The sequence below is a fragment of the Nocardia sp. SYP-A9097 genome, assembly GCF_009649815.1.
Lineage (GTDB): Bacteria > Actinomycetota > Actinomycetes > Mycobacteriales > Mycobacteriaceae > Nocardia.
Genome location: NZ_WJIC01000022.1, coordinates 36,597 through 53,956, shown reverse-complemented (window position 1 = coordinate 53,956; position 17,360 = coordinate 36,597). Strand labels below are relative to the sequence as shown.

At 65.4% G+C, this 17,360-nt stretch carries 15 protein-coding genes; 8 read left to right on the top strand and 7 right to left on the bottom strand.

The window, feature by feature from the left end:
* The 6 genes from GFY24_RS31025 (at position 1) to GFY24_RS31005 (ending at position 4,709) form a co-directional block, all read left to right on the top strand.
* Complete coding sequence (locus tag GFY24_RS31025) at positions 1-441, top strand: PaaI family thioesterase (protein ID WP_153808664.1); 441 nt, start codon at positions 1-3, stop codon at positions 439-441.
* A complete protein-coding gene (locus tag GFY24_RS31020; RefSeq protein ID WP_309231551.1) occupies positions 442-1,437 on the top strand; it encodes a cytochrome P450 in 996 nt (331 codons plus the stop codon). It begins immediately after the preceding gene.
* Positions 1,379-1,645: a cytochrome P450 gene (locus GFY24_RS42390; RefSeq protein ID WP_255458771.1), complete on the top strand. Its 267-nt coding sequence runs from the start codon at positions 1,379-1,381 to the stop codon at positions 1,643-1,645. The genes GFY24_RS31020 and GFY24_RS42390 overlap by 59 nt, the downstream gene beginning before the upstream one ends.
* Positions 1,646-1,660: 15 nt before the next feature.
* Entirely contained in the window at positions 1,661-2,491 is an 831-nt protein-coding gene (locus tag GFY24_RS31015; RefSeq protein WP_153808663.1) for an alpha/beta fold hydrolase, read from the top strand.
* A 112-nt stretch (positions 2,492-2,603) separates the two neighbouring features.
* The gene (locus GFY24_RS31010; protein ID WP_153808662.1) at positions 2,604-4,490 is read left to right on the top strand and encodes a CocE/NonD family hydrolase; all 1,887 of its coding nucleotides are present in this window, start codon (positions 2,604-2,606) and stop codon (positions 4,488-4,490) included.
* 66 nt (positions 4,491-4,556) lie between these two features.
* Complete coding sequence (locus GFY24_RS31005) at positions 4,557-4,709, top strand: hypothetical protein (RefSeq protein ID WP_228566812.1); 153 nt, start codon at positions 4,557-4,559, stop codon at positions 4,707-4,709.
* Between the two features lie 95 nt (positions 4,710-4,804).
* Here GFY24_RS31005 and GFY24_RS31000 read toward each other — a convergent pair whose 3' ends face one another.
* On the bottom strand, positions 4,805-5,587 hold the full coding sequence (locus GFY24_RS31000; RefSeq protein WP_153808660.1) for an SHOCT domain-containing protein: 783 nt from the start codon (positions 5,585-5,587) through the stop codon (positions 4,805-4,807).
* A 7-nt stretch (positions 5,588-5,594) separates the two neighbouring features.
* Positions 5,595-7,079, bottom strand: a complete 1,485-nt coding sequence (locus GFY24_RS30995; protein ID WP_194853085.1) for an FAD-dependent oxidoreductase — start codon at positions 7,077-7,079, stop codon at positions 5,595-5,597.
* Between the two features lie 171 nt (positions 7,080-7,250).
* Between GFY24_RS30995 and GFY24_RS30990 the strand changes: the two genes are divergently transcribed.
* Positions 7,251-8,339: an NAD(P)-dependent alcohol dehydrogenase gene (locus GFY24_RS30990; protein ID WP_153808658.1), complete on the top strand. Its 1,089-nt coding sequence runs from the start codon at positions 7,251-7,253 to the stop codon at positions 8,337-8,339.
* A 39-nt stretch (positions 8,340-8,378) separates the two neighbouring features.
* Here the strand turns inward: GFY24_RS30990 and GFY24_RS30985 are convergent, their stop codons facing one another.
* Complete coding sequence (locus GFY24_RS30985; RefSeq protein ID WP_153808657.1) at positions 8,379-11,228, bottom strand: hypothetical protein; 2,850 nt, start codon at positions 11,226-11,228, stop codon at positions 8,379-8,381.
* Between the two features lie 205 nt (positions 11,229-11,433).
* Here GFY24_RS30985 and GFY24_RS30980 point away from each other — a divergent pair, with 205 nt between their 5' ends.
* A complete protein-coding gene (locus GFY24_RS30980; RefSeq protein WP_228566811.1) occupies positions 11,434-12,984 on the top strand; it encodes an amino acid permease in 1,551 nt (516 codons plus the stop codon).
* A 2-nt stretch (positions 12,985-12,986) separates the two neighbouring features.
* Here the strand turns inward: GFY24_RS30980 and GFY24_RS30975 are convergent, their stop codons facing one another.
* Genes GFY24_RS30975 through GFY24_RS30960 form a run of 4 tightly spaced genes read right to left on the bottom strand, consistent with a single transcriptional unit; the run spans position 12,987 to position 17,243 of the window.
* Entirely contained in the window at positions 12,987-13,751 is a 765-nt protein-coding gene (locus GFY24_RS30975) for a 3-oxoacyl-ACP reductase (protein ID WP_153808655.1), read from the bottom strand.
* Positions 13,752-13,760: 9 nt separating this feature from the next.
* On the bottom strand, positions 13,761-15,125 hold the full coding sequence (locus tag GFY24_RS30970) for an aldehyde dehydrogenase family protein (RefSeq protein ID WP_309231549.1): 1,365 nt from the start codon (positions 15,123-15,125) through the stop codon (positions 13,761-13,763).
* A complete protein-coding gene (locus GFY24_RS30965; RefSeq protein WP_309231548.1) occupies positions 15,122-15,898 on the bottom strand; it encodes a gamma-glutamyl-gamma-aminobutyrate hydrolase family protein in 777 nt (258 codons plus the stop codon). The genes GFY24_RS30970 and GFY24_RS30965 overlap by 4 nt, the downstream gene beginning before the upstream one ends.
* A complete protein-coding gene (locus tag GFY24_RS30960; RefSeq protein ID WP_153808654.1) occupies positions 15,879-17,243 on the bottom strand; it encodes a glutamine synthetase family protein in 1,365 nt (454 codons plus the stop codon). Before GFY24_RS30960 ends, GFY24_RS30965 begins: the two co-directional genes overlap by 20 nt.
* Positions 17,244-17,360: the final 117 nt, after the last annotated feature.

The following is a 17,360-nucleotide window of genomic DNA, read 5'->3' as shown; positions in this document are numbered from 1 at the left end:
ATGCCGACCTGGCAGGCACCGAATCCGGATTTCGCCGCCGTCGTCACGGGTGCGGTGCTGAGCATGCCCGCCGCCCGCCACCTGGGATTCGAATTCGCCCGAATCGCCCCCGGCGAGACCGAGATCGTCCAACCGTTCCGGACCGAACTCACCCAGCACAACGGCTTCTTTCAAGGAGGTATGCTCGGCTCGCTCGCCGATTTCGCGGCGGGCTCGGCCGCGGGCACGCTATTGCAGCCGGGCTGGGTGAACATGACCATCGACTACACGGTGAAAATCCTGGCCGCCGCCAACGGCCTCCGGGTGATCGCGCGCGGGCGAGTGCTCAAACCCGGCGCACTCATCACCTCGGCCGCCGCCGACGTCTACTCGGTCGACAACGAGGGCGAAACCCTCTGTGCCACAGCATTGGTCACCATGCGCAATGTGAGGCTGGGTTAGGTGAACGACTTCGTCTTCGACCCCTTCGCGCCCGGATTCGCCGACGATCCGTATCCGCACTACGCGCGGCTGCGCGCCGAGAGCCCGGTATACGAGCATCTGCTCGGCTTCTGGATACTGTCCAAATACGCGGATGTGGCTGCGCTGCAACGGTCTTCGCACTCCGTCGACGAGGCACGCCTGACCCGCCTGCCGGTGTGGAAGAGCGACAGCGGCACCCTCGGCAAGCGGAACCGGATCATGGGCGGGCAATCCATGCTGGATCAGGACCCACCGGACCACACTCGCCTGCGCCGTCCGGTAGCGAAGGCGTTCACGCGCCGCGCCGTCGAGGATCGGGCGCCGCGCATCCGGGAACACGTCCGGGCGGCCCTGGACCGCATCGCCGAGATCGGTCGCGCGGATATCGTTGCCGAACTGGCCTTTCCGCTGCCCTTCGCGATCATCTCCGAACTGCTCGGCATCCCGGTGCTGGAGCACACTCGGCTGCGCGAACTCACCGGAACCCTGGTGCTCGCCCTGGAACCGCTCGCCGATCCGCAACTGCAGGTGCGGATTCGGGCCGCCAACACCGAACTGCTCGAGCTGGTGGGGGAGTTGGTGCGGTGGAAGCGCGCGCACCCCGGTGATGATCTGCTGACCGCGTTGACGAAGGCCGAGCACGAGGGCGATGAGCTGACCGAGGACGAGTTGATCGCCCAGGTCATGCTGATCTATGTGGCCGGGCACGAGACCACGGTCAATCACCTCGGCGGCGGGCTGCTGGCACTGCTGCGCCATCCCGAGCAGGCCGCGCGACTGCGAGCCGAGCCCGCACTGGCCGGCAATGCGGTGGACGAACTGCTGCGCTATGACACGCCCGTTCACCTGATGCGACGCATCACGATCGAGCCCCTGGTTGTCGGGAAAGGCCGAGATTCCCTCCGGCAGTTGGGTATTGGGGGCGCTGGCGGCGGCCAATCGGGACACCGAATTCTGGGGATCCGATGCCGATGAGCTGCGCATCGATCGACCGATCGCGGCCCAGCACGGTTCGTTCGGGGCAGGCGCGCATCACTGTCTCGGTGCGGCCCTGGTCCGGGTGCAGGGGCGGGTGGCCTTCACCGAATTCGTCCGGCGCTTTCCGGACGCCGTGGTCGATGACGTGCGTTGGAACGGCCGCATCAATGTGCGCGGTCCCGAACAACTCGTCGTCACCGTTTAGCCCAGGAGTCGAGCCATGCCGACCGTTCTCGTCAATGGTGTATCGATCGCGTACTCCGACACCGGAATTCCCGAAGGCCGGGACAGCGCCGAGACCATTGTCTTCGGGCACGGGCTGCTGTTCGGTGGCTGGATGTTCGATCCGCAGGTCGAGGCGCTGCGGCAGCGCTATCGCTGCGTCACCATCGACTGGCGGGGCCAGGGGGATACCCCGCCCACCTCGGACGGGTACGACATGGACACGCTCACCGCGGATGCCGTGGGGTTGATCGGTGCTCTGCGCCTGGCGCCGGTGCACTTTGTGGGGCTGTCCATGGGCGGGTTCATCGGCCTGCGCCTGGCGGCCCGGCACCCCGAACTGCTCCGATCGCTGACGCTGTTGGATACCAGTGCGGCACAGGAGGATTCGGCGAAGATCGGTGAGTACAAGCGGCTCGCGCTCGCGGTGCGGGTGTTCGGGTTCCGGGCGGTACAGCGGCAGGTCGCCCCGCACATGTTCGGGCCCGCCTTCCGCGCCGATCCGGGTGCGCGGCCGATTATCCGGGACTGGGCCGCGCGGCTGCGCCGCCACGATCGCGCCGCGCTCCGCAGAGCCGTGCTTGGTGTCGCCGACCGCAGGCCCGTCGAATCCGAACTCGCCGGCATCACCCTGCCCACCCTTGTTCTGGTCGGCGCCGACGATACCGCCACCCCACCCGCGCGCGCCCGCGAGATCATTACCCGCATACCGGGCTCGCGCCTGGCCGTGATCGAACAGTGTGGTCACAGCAGCACCCTGGAACAGCCCCGGTCGGTCACCGGGCACCTCACCGACTTCCTTGCCGCGTCCGCCTCGCCGCTGATATGAGCCGCGGCGGCGGTTTTCGGCCCGAACCGGGTTACCGCTGATCGGCAGCCGGACGCGGGAGTACCGTCGACTGATGACGCGGAACCGGAGGGGGCGTCCTCGCATCGCCCGGATGGGGGCGCTGCTATCGGCTGTCGCATTGATCGCCGCGGGCTGCGGCGGGTCGAGCCCGGGGGAGCGGGTGAGCGGGAGTTGGCCGCCGGATGCCGGGCGCGGGCCGTGCGCGGTCGACAAACAACCGAACATTCCGGCCGCCATGCGGGACGGGGTGGTGCTCAAATCCGATGTGTACGCCCCGCGTACCTCGGATCAGGTACCGGTGATTCTCATGCGCACCCAGTACGGGAAGGCGGCGGCGCAGATTCAGCCGTATCGGTATCAGACGCCGGAGTGGTTCGCTTCGCAGTGCTATCTCGTTGTGGTGCAGGATATTCGGGGCCAGGGGGAATCCGCGGGGACGTTCACCGAATTCGGGAACGATATGACCGACGGCTACGACACGGTGGAGTGGGCGGCGAGGCTGGCGGGATCCAATGGCAAGGTAGGGATGTACGGATCCTCGTATGTCGGTGCCACACAATGGCTTGCGGCCGTCGGCGCGCCGCCGCATCTGACCACGATCGTGCCCGCCAATACCTCCTCGGATTATTACGACGGCTGGAACTACGAGGGCGGGGCATTCCGGCTGGGCTTCGTCGAACCGTGGGCCATGGGGACGATCGCGAGCACCGCCGCGGTCAATCGCGGAGATACCGGCACCGCCAAGCAATTACAGTCCGACCTTACGAATTACAGTCGCTGGCTGGGCTTTCGGCCGTATCAGCAGTTCCCGCCACTGCATCCGGAGAATCCGGCGGTCGCGTCCTGGTACTTCGACTGGCTCCGGCATTCGACGCGAGACGATTACTGGAAGCAGGTGAGTATTCGCGACCGTTATGCCCAGGTGCAGGTCCCCGTACTGGATATCGAAGGCTGGTACGACGCGTTTCTCGCGGGCGGGGTGGAGAACTTCACCGGTATGGTGGCGAACGGTGGTACGACCGCCGCGCGGGAGAATCAGCGGCTCGTGATCGGGCCGTGGGATCACATCGGCTGGGGCCGGCCGGACTCCGGCACCGGCACCCCGCTGATGGCAACCGCCGGTGCGGCCGGGGACAGTCCGATCAACGAACTCATGCCGGCCTGGTTCGACCACTTCCTGAAAGGCAAGAGCGACAACGTCTCCGGGCATCCGATCGTCGACTACTTCCTGATGGGCGCGAATCGCTGGAAGAGCGCCACCGCCTGGCCGCTACCCGATACCCGATGGACGACGTACTACCTGTCCGGGGCGGGCGGCAATGGAATGCACGGGCGTGCAGGGCATCTCGGTACCGACAAGCCCACGGATCCGCAGCCGCCGGACGGCTACGACTACGACCCGGCCAATCCGGTGCCCAGTGCCGGCGGGCACTCCTGCTGCGGTGCGGGGACCGGGCCGCAGGGGCCGGTCGACCAGTTCGTGGTCGAACAGCGCTCCGATGTACTCACCTACACGACCGATCCGATGGCCGGCGATACCGAGATCACCGGTCCGATCCGCCTGCGGCTGTGGGCGGCCTCCACCGCACCCGATACCGACTTCACCGCCAAGCTGGTCGCGCTCGCGCCGGACGGCAGTTCGGTCAACCTCAACAACGGGATAATTCGGGCCGCCTTCCGTGATTCGCTGGAGCAGCCGTCACCGATCGAACCGGGTCGGTCCTACCAGTACAATATCGACATCTGGCCGACGTCCTACCTGGTCAAAGCCGGATATCGGATCCGCGTCGAGGTCTCCAGCAGTGATTTCCCGCAGTTCGCGCCCAACCCGAATACCGGCGAACCCTTCGGCCTGACCGCCGACTCGCAGATCGCCACCCAGACCATCTACCACGATGCCGAGCACCCCTCGGCCCTCATACTTCCGGTCATTCCGGGCACCGACACCGGGAGCACCCGATTCCCTGTCGGGCACTGACCGTAGACTGCCCGGGAATACCCCTTGCCGGTATTTCAGTCATTCACGACGCCAATAGGAGATCATGTGTGCCAGCGAATTGTCTGTCAGGCCTGCGGTAAGCCCTCCTTCCAGGGCTGCGGCGAGCATGTCGAGGAAGTACTCGGCGATGTGCCTGTCGCACAGCGCTGCGCCTGCGCCAGCACGGGCGGTAGCCGCGGGCTCTTCTCCCGCCAGTAGTCGATCCCGCGATCGCGGCGTGTAGACAGCCGACCACGGCCCGGCCCCACCAGGGCCGGGCACGCGCCGGGAAAAGATCTCCGGAACGGTGTGGCTCAAGAGGATTCGAGAATGCGGGCCTTGGCTCGTTCGTATTCGATATCGCTGAGATGACCCTTGTTGTAGAGGGTGGCGACGCGTTCCAATTTGTCGACCACGGTGTCGTCCTCGCCGGTTCCATCGCCGCGGACCGGGCGATACAGGGGCAGGGCCAGGCGGGGGTGTGCGGGGTCGTCGCGCTCGTAGACGGCGTGGACGGGCAGGTCCAGCCAGGACCGCGCGGCGGGGATTCGGGAGCTGTGCGTGAAGCCGTCCCGGTCGGTGAAGGTCAGCACAGCGGTGCCCACTTCGTCGACGGTTTCATATTTACTCAATCGCGCTGGGGCATAGGGGGTTCCGAGCAGGCGGGGAATAATGCCGATCGTCTTCAGCTCATAGCACAGGGCCAGGGCCGTACCGGCGACGCCCACCCAGCCGGCAATGGTGCAGATGGTGATGGGGGTGGCGTACGCCGTAGGGGGTTGAAGTCCTTCGGCGGCGGCCGCGTGCCACCCGCTCACCGCCGCGAATGCCCCTGTGGTGAGCGCGATTCCGAAGCCCATCATGCGCATGATCGCCCACGCCGTTCCGGTCAGGCCACAGGCGGCGAAGGCTCCGCCGACCAGGAAGATCATCCGCGCGTCATCGGTGGCGCAGCCCTCGCTATCGCAATCCCAAGGGATGTCATGCAATACGTAGGTGCCCTGCCGGATCATCAGCCAAGCGGTGACACCGAGAACCGTCGAGAGAACGAGTAGGGCGGGGGCGGCGATCCGGCCGGGCCCGGGAGAGTCTGGCACGTCCTGATTATGCGGTGGGGCGGCCGTCGGCGCACCCTCCGGTCGCGGGTCCGAACCAGGCCGGAATCACCGCGCGGGCGAAGGCGCTGATGCACTCCGCGGTCGGGCCGGACAGGATTTCACCGGTGAAGTAGATGCCATTGCGCCCCTGCAGGTTCGCGATGCGGTCGAACCAGCCGGCGCGAATGGCGGCGGCGCTCGGATAGGCGGGCCATTCGGCGATGGTTTCGCTGATCAACTCGGGTTCGTGGAAGAGAAACAGGCTCTCCTTCGCCAGCGCCCACGCCTGTGCCTCCGAGAGCGAGCGGTCCGAGTTGCTGAAGCAGACCCAGTACGGGCCCGGATGCTGCTTGTTGGCGGCGGTGACGCGGTGCATGGCCTGCTCGGGATCGGTGTCGGTAAAACTGCCGTACGGATCGATCACCCAGAAGCCCAAGGGCTCAGGGGAGTTCGGCTTACGGGGGAAGCCGATGATCTCCTCGCTGACCTTGATGAGGTAGCTGCGGGTCCAGGCGCGCGGGCAATTGTGCTCGGCGAACAGGTCGTGAATCTCACCGGCGGGGAAGATATCTCGAATCTGTGCGGGGCGTGCGGTGAGTATCACTCGCGAATAGATCGCATCGCCGGTTGTGCCGCCCGCTGTATAGCTGACCCGAATGCCCTCCGGCGCAACAGGTTCGATCGCCGTCACGCGGGTGCCGAGTTCGACCCGAAGCCCATGGTCCTCGCCGATGCGCCGCAGCAGGCTGATGAACCCGTGTCGCAAACTCCGCGTAACCGGTCTGTGTGAACCCATCTGCGCGAGTAGCGATTCCGGCATCCTCGCCAGTAATGCCGCCCGCTGTCCCGGATAGAGCGACAGGATCATTTTCGCCAGCTGTGACACATGCCCGGAGATGTGCGCGTTGATATTGATGACGGTCTCCGCGGGCTGACGCGGGCGTCGCATATTCGCGTAGAGCGTGAGTCCCTGCAGGATCTCGCCGACCAGCGGTGCGTGCCGCGCCCGGTAGGTCTCCCAGGTCTCGCCCGGGACGCGATCGAAGGCGAGCCCGTTCAGTCCGGGACCGCGACTCTCCCGGATCGCCCGCTCGATAATGGTCCATGCCTGGGCGAGTTGATCGGCGGCCTGCTCCGGGGTCAGTTCGTGCAACAGTGGCACGAAATGCGGTGGTACGGCTATGCGTGGTTTGCCGGAGTCGTCCTTGGAGACGAAATGCAGTGCCTCGGTTTGCAGTTCGACCGGATGGCGGGTGAGGAGCTCATGGATGGCGGTTCCCGCGATATCCGCGCCGAAGTCCTGCTGTATCACCAGGTGGGCTTGGAAATCGTATGTCGCACCGTCGATTTCGGCGGTCTGGCAGTAACCGCCGAGCTCCGCGCCCGCTTCGAGGATGTCGATATTCTCGAACCCCAGCTCGCGTAGCTTCGCGGCCGCCATAATGCCGCTCTGACCTGCGCCGACGATACAGATGCGGTCCGCGAGCTCCACCGGGGCTCCTTCGCGTGGTAGCGACGGGGATGGCATGAGTATGCGCCCTTCGCGGGCAAGAGTCGGACCCTCTGAGTGAAACACGTTCTAGATTTGTGGGCTGCCGGGCCATAGGGTGCTGGGGGATCGGTGTGGGACTCCCCGCGCCGAACTTGGGAAGGAGCTGTCCGGATGGACATCACTGCGGCGGTCGCGCGCGGAGCGCAGGCGCCACTCGCGCTCGAAGCCATCACGCTGGAGGAGCCGCGCGCGCATGAGGTCGTGGTGCGCATTGTCGCGTCCGGTGTCTGCCATACGGATCTGGTCACCAAGAGCGTCTTTCCGGCCGAACTTCCCATCGTGCTGGGGCATGAGGGCGCGGGCATTGTCGAGGCGATCGGCTCCGAGGTCACCGATGTCAAGATCGGCGATCATGTGCTGTTGACCTACAACAGCTGTGGCGAATGCCGTCTGTGCACCACGGGCACACCGTCGTACTGCGAGAACTTCGTCATGCTGAACACCTCCGGCGGGCGGGCGGATTTCACCTCACCGCTGAGCCAGGGTGGTGACCGGGTGATGGGCGCGTTCTTCGGGCAGTCGAGTTTCGCGACGCATGTGCTGGTGTCGCGGCGCAGCGTGGTCGTGGTCGACGACGAGGTGGATCTGGTCGCGAGCGCACCGTTCGGTTGCGGCGTGCAGACCGGGGCGGGTGCGGTCGCCAATGTGATGCGCCCGCAGCCGCACGAGTCGATCGTCATCTTCGGCGCCGGTGGTGTCGGCATGTCCGCGCTGATGGCCGCCCGCGCGCTGGGCGTGGAGAATGTGGTCGCCGTCGACCTCTCCGCCGAAAGGCTCGCTGTGGCGAAGGAACTCGGTGCGTCCACGGTGATCGACGGTGCCGCCGAGGATGTCGTCGCCCAGGTCCAGGCCGCCACCGGAGGTGGTGCGAACTTCGCCCTCGACACCACCGCCGTCAATGCGGTGATCGCCAACGCCCTACTCGCGCTCGCCCCCCGCGGCACCCTGGTGCTGGTCGGCCTGGGCGAGGCGTCGATGGATTTCGAAATCGGCCACCTCACCGGCAATGGCAAAGCCGTCCGCGGTTGCATCGAAGGTACTTGCGACCCACAGGAATTCATCCCCCAACTGATCGAATGGCATCGCGCGGGCAAGTTCCCGATCGAGCGCATCTCCCGCCAATACCCGTTCGACGAAATCAATACCGCCATGCACGACGCCCACACCGGAGCCACCATCAAACCGATCCTGGTTCTCTGAGCAGAACCGGGCAGCGGGAAACTGGGCCGCCGAATCGGATCAATGATCGGCGGCCCAGTCCTCGGTATCGCTGTGGGTGCCGGCGGGACAGCCGTCGGCACCGCGGCCACTCGCCTCGCTCGAACGCGGAAACATCAGTAGGCAGCGCTGTTCGCCGAGTTGCTCGATGCCGGCGGTCACCAGAATTCCCATGGCGCTCCCGGCGACCACCTGCGAACTCGACGAGAAGGTGAGGTCGCCGGTGACTCCCTTGAAACTCTGTCGCAGCGCCAGAGCGACCGCGATCCGGTCGAGTGCTTCACCGTGATGATTCGGGCGCAGTAGCAGCGCCCGCTGCACTGCGGCTTCGAACATTCCGACCGCGTCGTACGCCAGCCCGGTACGGTCTCCCGGCCACAATGGTTTGTAGGTCTGTTCGAGGTCGGGCACCGCCGGATTTACGCTGAGACGTTTGATTTGGGTGCAGAAGCCCAGGAATTCCACCGACTGAACTTCGTTGCCCACATTCGCGCCGCCCTCCATACAGGTGCGCCCGCTCAGGATGACCCGGGCGCCCTTGGCGACATAGCGAACGGTCAGATTCGCCGGTAATCCGTTGGTCGCGTTGGGATCGGCGATGAGCCGGGTCACGGTGTCGCCACCGAGGATCTCGGGCAGATTGTCGGACTGGCACCCTTTGGTGACGGCTCGGCCGAACGCGCCGAAATCTTCGTTGCGGCCGGCGAAGAACAGCAGCGTATGACGATCGAAAGTGTCTGTCTGGCATGGTGATTGCGTATTCGACAGCATTGTCTGGTCTGACCAAGTCACCCTGTCCGCGTCGATTCGCCGGGTGGCGAGTTCCTGACGCAGATCCTCCACCAGCGAATTGACATAGATGTCATTGGGATCGTCCGGGTAGTAGATCCGCACGCGATTGTAGATCCGCTGCCCGGTCTCGGGCTTATCGCGCGGAACGCGCGCGCCCTGGACATAATCCGCGATCAGCTGAGCTTGGCTTCGATTCGCCGGTACCTCCTGTAGATACAGCTTCGAGGCATCGGGTAGTTGATCGGCCGACAGGGTGGTCGCGACCATCGGGACTCCCAGTCGGCCGAGCTTGGTCACCGCGTCGAGCGTTACCTTCGTGCTGCGGTCCAGTCCGATGACCCCGAGTACTCCCGGATCGTCGCGGAGCAGCTTCGCCAGCATATGGTCGACAACCCAGGCGGACTGCTTCATGGCGACACCGCCATTGGCGACAATGATGCGCACCAGTGGCAGTGAGGAATCCTGTTGAGAATTGAGTCTGCGCTGTTCCAGCGCGAGACCGGCCAACTCCTCGACCACCCCGCGTGGGTATCTGGTGCTGTCGCTGTAGGTGAGGCCGGCGAAATAGACGAGCGAGATCAGCTCCCGTCGCTCATCGGCGGCGTGCTTTTGTTTGGCAAGTCCGTTCTGCTCGAACACTTCCCGCTGCATTGCGGTGAGGGCGGCATCACCGGAGAAGACGCGCTTGGCATTGTCGCTGTAGCCGAGACATTCGCCGGCATGCTCCTGTACCGCGATGTCCTTCGTCCACGGCCACTCGGCGCAAGGCACATTTCGTAGGGCGGGCACGGTGATCACCGCGGCGGTGAGCAGGGCGGAGAGCGGAATCAGAACCGCCAGCAGTACAAACCATTTCCTGGCCGCGAGCGGTGGCGCGGGCGGTCGGGCCAGGTGCGGATCGATGCCGGTGAACTGCCGCGGTGGACCCTCGATATGGAACAACAGCAGCCAGGCGTACGCCCAGCGGTTCCGGCGCATGTTCTCGATCTCGAATTGCCAGCGTCGCAGCGGATCAGTGGATCCGGGCAGGCCGTAATCGCGGCCGAGCTCATCCAATGGCATGCGCGGCGGTTGGATGTCGAGGGCGTCGAGGTCGTAGGTCTCTTTGCCGAACGGTTTGTAGTCGAGCCGCGCGATGATCACCAACGGATCGAAAAGTCCGGTCTCATTGCGGATTTCGGTGACCCAGCGCAGTAGGTCGGCGCCCGCGCTGTCCTCGGTGAGATTCTCGATGAGCGCGATCGGATACGCGGTGCGCCGCCAGCTGGAGGGGCGCCAGATCCGGCGCCGGTAAGCGGCACGCAGGTCCGCGAGGAACGCGTGCACCAGCAGCTTCGCCACCTGCTCGGCATTCTCGCGCTCCCGATGCGGTTCGGTCAGGCGGGTCGCGAAAGCCAGGAAGTTGTCCGACAATTCCGGCGCCATGTACCGCTGGTGCATGAACCATCGGCTCTCGCTGGAGAATCCGGGCACTACGCCGCCGATGAACATCCAGAGCCGCAGCACCGGCCACAATGACAGCAGGGCGGCGGCGAACTTTTCGACAACCCCGCCGAGTAGCCCACTCACCGGACCGATCGGCGGCACCAGCGAATTGCCCCGCAGCAGTCGCGGCAGCCGCCGTCGCAGTTCGTCGGCCGCGATATCGGCTTGGGTGTCCGGCAGGTGCTGGCGGGTGATCCAGTCGGCGACTCGATAGCGCGGGAATCGAATCGGGCCCATCGCGGTGCCGTAGGAGGAGATGTCGTTCGCCAGCTTATTGAGGACTCGCAGGTAGGGAAGTTTGGCCTGCTCGCCGTCGAGTTCGTACACGCCCGCGCCGGTCGTGTCCTCGGCAATGACCTTGACGTCGGCCAGGCCGCGCGGAACAGTGCGCCCATGCCCGGTTCCGAGCCAGCCGTTCACATTCGGGAGTGGTGAGGTTGTCCTGAGATCCTCGGTGACCAGACAGATCATCGGCCGGGGTAGTGGCCGCCGGCGGCGGAGCAGGGTCGGCAGTACCCGCGGCCGCTCGTCCGGCACCACGAGTGTGCGTAGCAGTCCGTACAGCTTGCCGAGATCGATCGTTGCATTCGGCATAGGTCAGCCCCTCCCCGGGCGGAAACAGCGGTGACTCACTCCTGTGCGTGTCAACGGGACTGTACCGGGTCGGGAATGCCGATATGCCGCAATGGAATTGGTAACCACCGATTTACGCATTGGGCTGCGGGCGACACATCTCTACTTCACACTGAGCTCCTGGCAGACGCCGTGTGCGGGCGGCGTTTTCACTCGGGAGTTATATATGAGCGAGATCCAGCGCCAATCCGATGATGAACGACGGTTAGCCGAGCTCGGTTATAAGCAGGAACTGGCGCGGTCGTGGTCGGGGTTTTCGAACTTCGCCATCAGTTTCACGATTGTGTCGATCCTGACCGGTGGGCTCGCGAGCTATGGGATCGGATTGGCCAATGGCGGGCCGATCACCATGGCTTGGGGGTGGCCGCTGGTCTCGCTCATGGTGTTGTTCGTGGGGCTGGCCATGGCCGAATTGGCCTCGGCGTACCCGACTTCCGGCGGGTTGTACTGGTGGGCCGCGGAGTTGGGCGGGCCGATCTGGGGGTGGTTCACCGGCTGGTTCAATCTGATCGGGCAGATCGCGGTGACCGCCGCAATCGATTACGGCGCAGCGATTTTCACCACCGTGGTGCTCAATGTGATCGGGCTGGACATCGGAACCGACCGCACCGCAATCTTTTTGGTGTTCGCCGCCATCCTGATACTGCACGCGGTGCTCAATGCCATCGGCCCGCATCTGTCCGCGGTCATCAATAATATTTCCGCCTGGTGGCATGTGGGTGGCGTCGCGATCTTCGTGCTGGTGCTCGGGATCGGCGCGGAACACCATCAGAGCGTGGGGTTCGTCTTCACCCAGACCGTCGACAACTCCGCGGTCGGATTCGGCGGGGTGACCTTCAGCTTCCTGCTCGGATTGCTGCACGCGCAGTACACCTTCACCGGGTATGACGCCTCGGCGCATATGTCGGAGGAGACACACGATGCCTCGCGGATGGCGGCGAAGGGGATTATCAACACCATTATCGTCTCGGCGGTCGCCGGATATCTGCTGATCATGGCGGTGACCTTCGCGATCCCGAACCTCGATGACGCCCTCGATCCGACCAAGAACAGCGGTTATCCGGTGATCTACATCCTGGAGAACTCGCTCAATTCGTTCTGGTCCGGGCTGTTGCTGATCATTGCCGCCATCGCCCAATTGTTCTGCGGCTACGCCTCTGTCACCGCGGCATCGCGCATGCTGTTCGCCTTCTCCCGCGACGGCGCGGTGCCGGCTTCGGCGCTGTGGTCGAAGCTGTCGACGCGCAAGGTCCCGGTGAACGCGGTGCTGTTCGTGTCGGTCTTCGCGTTCATCCTGCTGATTCCGTCGATGCTGGTGCCCGCCGCGAACGCCCCCACCGCGTATGCCGCCGCTACCTCGGTCGCCACCATCGGCCTCTATATCGCCTACGGCATTCCGATTCTGCTGCGGCTGCTCAATGGCAGCCGATTCCATACCGGCCCTTGGCAACTCGGGCGCTGGTACAAGCCGATCGGCGTGATCGCGCTGATCTGGATCGTCTTCATCAGCCTGCTGTTCATCCTGCCCATGGATGATCGCGGCTACCCGTGGAACGCCGAATTCACCTGGAATGCGGTGAATTACGCGCCGATCGCCTTGGTGGGCGTGGTGGGCGCGATCGCCATCTGGTGGTTCGCGTCGGCCCGGCGCTGGTTCACCGGGCCGAAGCGCACTGTGGCGGAGCCGCCGGGAGCCGAAACCCCCGTCGGCGCCTGACTTCACAGCGGGGTCACGTACGCCCCGGAGATTCCGCCGTCGACCAGGAACTGCGAGGCGGTAATGAAGGAGGAGTCGTCGCTGGCGAGAAATGCCACGGCAGCGGCGATCTCCTCCGGCTCGGCGAATCGACCGGCCGGAATATGCACCAGTCGCCGTGCGGCACGCTCGGGATCCTTGGCGAACAACTCCTGCAGCAACGGGGTATTCACCGGTCCGGGGCACAGTGCGTTGACCCGGATTCCATTGCGGGCGAACTGAACTCCGAGCTCGCGGCTCATCGACAGCACGCCACCCTTGGAGGCGGTGTAGGAGATCTGCGAGGTCGCCGCGCCCATGACCGCGACGAAGGACGCGGTATTGATCACCGAGCCCTTACCGCGCTCCAGCATGTGCTGGATCGCGTACTTGCTGCACAGATACACCGAGGTCAGATTGACCTCCTGCACCCGCCGCCAGGCGTCCAGCCCGGTGGTGAGAATCGAATCATCCTCGGGCGGTGAGATTCCCGCGTTGTTGAACGCGATATCGAGACCACCGTAGGTATCCACCGCGGTCCGGAAGAGCGCCTGTACCTGCCCCTCGTCGGTGACATCGACCTTCACATAGAGTCCGCCGACCGCGGCCGCCGCGGCCTCACCGGAGGTGGCATCGATATCGGCGACAACGACTTTCGCGCCCTCCTGGGCGAAACGCTTGGCGGTGGCGAGCCCGATACCACTGCCGCCGCCGGTGACGACCGCGACTCGATCCTGTAAGCGCTGCAAGGTATCTCCTTAATTGTCGGTGGCGATGAAGACGTTCTTGGTCTCGGTGAAGGCGCGCGCGGCGTCCGGCCCGAGTTCGCGACCCAAGCCGGACTGTTTGAAACCGCCGAAGGGCGTCCAATACCGCACGGATGAGTGCGAATTCACCGACAGGTTCCCGGCCTCGACACCGCGTGCGACCCGCAGCGCCCGGCCGATATCGGAGGTCCAGATGGAGCCGGACAGGCCGTATTCGGAGTCATTGGCAATGCGCAGCGCATCGGCCTCATCATCGAACGGCAGCACGGCCACCACCGGACCGAACACCTCCTCGGTAAGAATCCGGTCGTGCGGGGTCGAGGGCAGCACAACCGTTGGCGGGAACCAGAATCCGGGGCCGTCGGGGCGTGCTCCGGTGAATGCCACCTTGGTCGAGGGCTCCAGGAATCCGGCCACTCGCTCGCGATGCGCCGCCGAGATGAGCGGTCCCATCTCGGTCGCCGTATCGGCCGGATCGCCGACCCGCACGCCCTGTACGGCCGGTTCCAGCAGCTCCAGGAATCGGTCGAAAACATTGCGCTGCACCAGAATTCGCGACCGCGCGCAGCAGTCCTGCCCGGCATTGTCGAAGACACCGTAAGGCGCTGTGGCGGCGGCCTTCTCCACATCCGAATCGGCGAATACGATATTGGCGCTCTTACCGCCCAATTCGAGGGTGACCCGCTTCACCTGCTCGGCGCAGCCGGCCATAATGCCGCGCCCCACCTCGGTGGAGCCGGTGAAGACCACCTTGCGCACCGCCGGATGGGTGACGAACCGCGCGCCCACCACCGAACCCTTACCCGGAATCACCTGAAAGACGTTCTCCGGCAAGCCGGACTGAAGAGCGAGCTCACCGAGCCGGATAGCCGTCAAAGGCGTCAGCTCCGCCGGTTTGAGCACCACGGTATTCCCCGCCGCGAGCGCGGGGCCGAAACCCCACGCCGCGATCGGCATGGGGAAGTTCCACGGCACGATGATCCCGACGACACCGAGCGGTTCGTGAAAGGTGATATCCACCCCGCCCGCGACCGGAATCTGATTGCCCAGCAGGCGTTCCGGCAGTCCGGCGCTGTAGTGCAGCACATCGCGCACATTGCCCGCCTCCCAGCGTGCGTTGCCGATGGTGTGGCCCGCATTGCGCACCTCGAGCTGCGCGAGGTTCTCCAGATCGGCGTCGACGGCCTCGGCGAACCGGCGCAGCATTCGCGCGCGGTCACCGGGTGCTATCGCGCGCCAGCCCGGCAGCGCCTGCCGGGCTCGTTCGATGGCCGCGTCCGTCGCGACGAGATCGGCCAATTCCACTGTGGCCACGACCTTTTCGGTCGCGGGATTGATGACCTGGGTCGTTGTCACCGAGTGCGCTCCCTTCCGAATTGTGCGGCCTGTTCCACCAATGCCCGCATGAGGCGGTCATCGGCCGGGTTCTCCTCCGGATGCCATTGCACGCCGACCAGGAACGAGCCGTCCGACTCGGCCGCCTCGATGGTGCCGTCGGGGGCGTGCGCGGACGCGGTGAGCCCGGGGGCCAGCGCATCGATCGCCTGATGATGGTGACAGTGCACCTTCACCTCCTGGCCCGCGATGGCCGCCACCCGGCTGCCCGCCGTGGTTCGGACGGTCGTGACCCCGAATGCCCCGGGGGTGCGGGCATGATCGGTATGCCCGAGCGCATCCGGAAGATGCTGCAGCAGAGTGCCGCCCATCGCGACGTTCACCAATTGCAATCCGCGGCAGATCGCGAGCACGGGCATCTTCGCGGCCCGTGCGAGTTCGAACAGCCCGAACTCGGATTCGTCCCGGTCCGGCCGGATGCCCAGGGTCGCGGGGTCCGGCTCGGCGGCGTATCGGGACGGATCGATATCCGCGCCGCCGGTCAGCACCAGGCCGTCGAGCCGCTCGATCAGCTCCGGTCGCGCGATTCCGGTGGGCGGCAACAGAACCGGGATACCACCCGCGCGCTCGGTCATATCCACATACGTGCGCGCGAGCACCGCGGCGTCGACCTCCCAGTGCCCGAAGCGGGTGCGCTCGGAATAGGTGGGCAGCCCGATCAGTGGCCGCCTGGCCGGTAAGGAGCTCGCCGAAACCTCGGGGCCGCTCGCACTCTCAGAGTCGTTCGAAACCACGCACCCGCTCCCAATCGGTCACCGCCGCGTCATAGGCGTCGAGTTCGACCTGCGCCGCATTGCGATAGTGCCGCACCACGTCCTCACCGAACGCCCGCTGCGCGACCTTGCTCTCACCGAACAGCCGCGCCGCATCCCGCAGCGTATGCGGAACCCGCGGCCGCTGCGACCGGTAGGCATTACCGTGGAATTCCGGTTCCAGGGGCAGCCGCTGTTCGAGTCCATACAATCCGGCGGCGATCGAAGCCGCCACGGCGAGATACGGATTCACGTCCCCGCCCGGCACCCGATTCTCGAATCGCAGTGACGGCCCGTGCCCGACCACGCGCAGTGAACAGGTCCGATTGTCCCGGCCCCACGCGACCGCCGTCGGCGCGAAACTACCCGCCTGAAAACGCTTGTACGAGTTGATATTAGGCGCGAGCAGGTAGGTGAACTCGCGCAGGCAATCCAATTGCCCGGCCAGGAAGTGCCGCATCAGTGGCGAGCCGCCATCCGCCTCCGCGCCGGCGAACACCGGATTACCTGCCTCATCCCGCAGGCTGAGGTGGATATGGCACGAATTCCCCTCACGCTCATTGTATTTCGCCATGAACGTGAGGCTGCGGCCCTCCTGCGCGGCGATCTCCTTGGCCCCGGTCTTGTAGATGGTGTGGTTGTCGCAGGTGATCAACGCCTCGTCGTACTTGAAGGCGATCTCATGCTGTCCGGGATTGCACTCGCCCTTGGCCGACTCGACATACATTCCGGCCCCGGACATTTCATTGCGAATACGCCGCAGCAGCGGTTCGATCCGGGCCGTGCCGAGCATGGAGTAGTCGACGTTGTACTGGTTCGCGGGCGTCAGATCCCGATAGCCGCCGCGGAACGCCGACTCGTAACTATCGTCGAAGACCAGGAATTCGAGCTCGGTGCCGACATAGGCGCGCAATCCGTGCTCGGCCAGCCGGTCCAGCTGTGCCCGCAGCACCTGCCGCGGCGATGCCACCACCGGCTTCCCGCCCGAATCCACCTGCTCCACATCGCAGAGCACCAGCGCGGTCCCCGGCCACCACGGGACCAGCCGCAGGGTGGTCAGATCCGGCCGCAGCACGAAATCCCCGTACCCGGTCTCCCAGGAGGACATGGCGTACCCGTCGACCGTGGTCATCTCCACATCCACGGCGAGCAGATAGTCACATGCCTCGGTGGCGTGATCGAGCACCTCCTCCACGAAATACCGTGCCGAACAACGCTTTCCCTGTAATCTCCCCTGCATATCGGTCATGGCCACCAGTACGGTGTCGATCGCGCCCGCCTCGACCTGCCCCACCAGCTCCGCAACACTCAGCATTCCGGCTCGCATCCGTGACCCCTCTCGACATCAACTGCCCCACGCTAAGCGAAGCGGTGCCACACCGTGCCCGAATCCGCAAGGAGATCAGGGAGCGTCGGGGAGCGCCGGGCCGGACGCGGCGCTCGA

Excerpts from the sequence above, each read along its gene's own strand:
- GFY24_RS31025 (WP_153808664.1), top strand. The coding sequence starts at position 1 with ATGCCGACCTGGCAGGCACCGAATCCGGATTTCGCCGCCGTCGTCACG.
- GFY24_RS30985 (WP_153808657.1), bottom strand. The coding sequence starts at position 11,228 with ATGCCGAATGCAACGATCGATCTCGGCAAGCTGTACGGACTGCTACGC.
- GFY24_RS31010 (WP_153808662.1), top strand. The coding sequence starts at position 2,604 with ATGGGGGCGCTGCTATCGGCTGTCGCATTGATCGCCGCGGGCTGCGGC.
- GFY24_RS30990 (WP_153808658.1), top strand. The coding sequence starts at position 7,251 with ATGGACATCACTGCGGCGGTCGCGCGCGGAGCGCAGGCGCCACTCGCG.
- GFY24_RS30980 (WP_228566811.1), top strand. The coding sequence starts at position 11,434 with ATGAGCGAGATCCAGCGCCAATCCGATGATGAACGACGGTTAGCCGAG.
- GFY24_RS31015 (WP_153808663.1), top strand. The coding sequence starts at position 1,661 with ATGCCGACCGTTCTCGTCAATGGTGTATCGATCGCGTACTCCGACACC.
- GFY24_RS30960 (WP_153808654.1), bottom strand. The coding sequence starts at position 17,243 with ATGCGAGCCGGAATGCTGAGTGTTGCGGAGCTGGTGGGGCAGGTCGAG.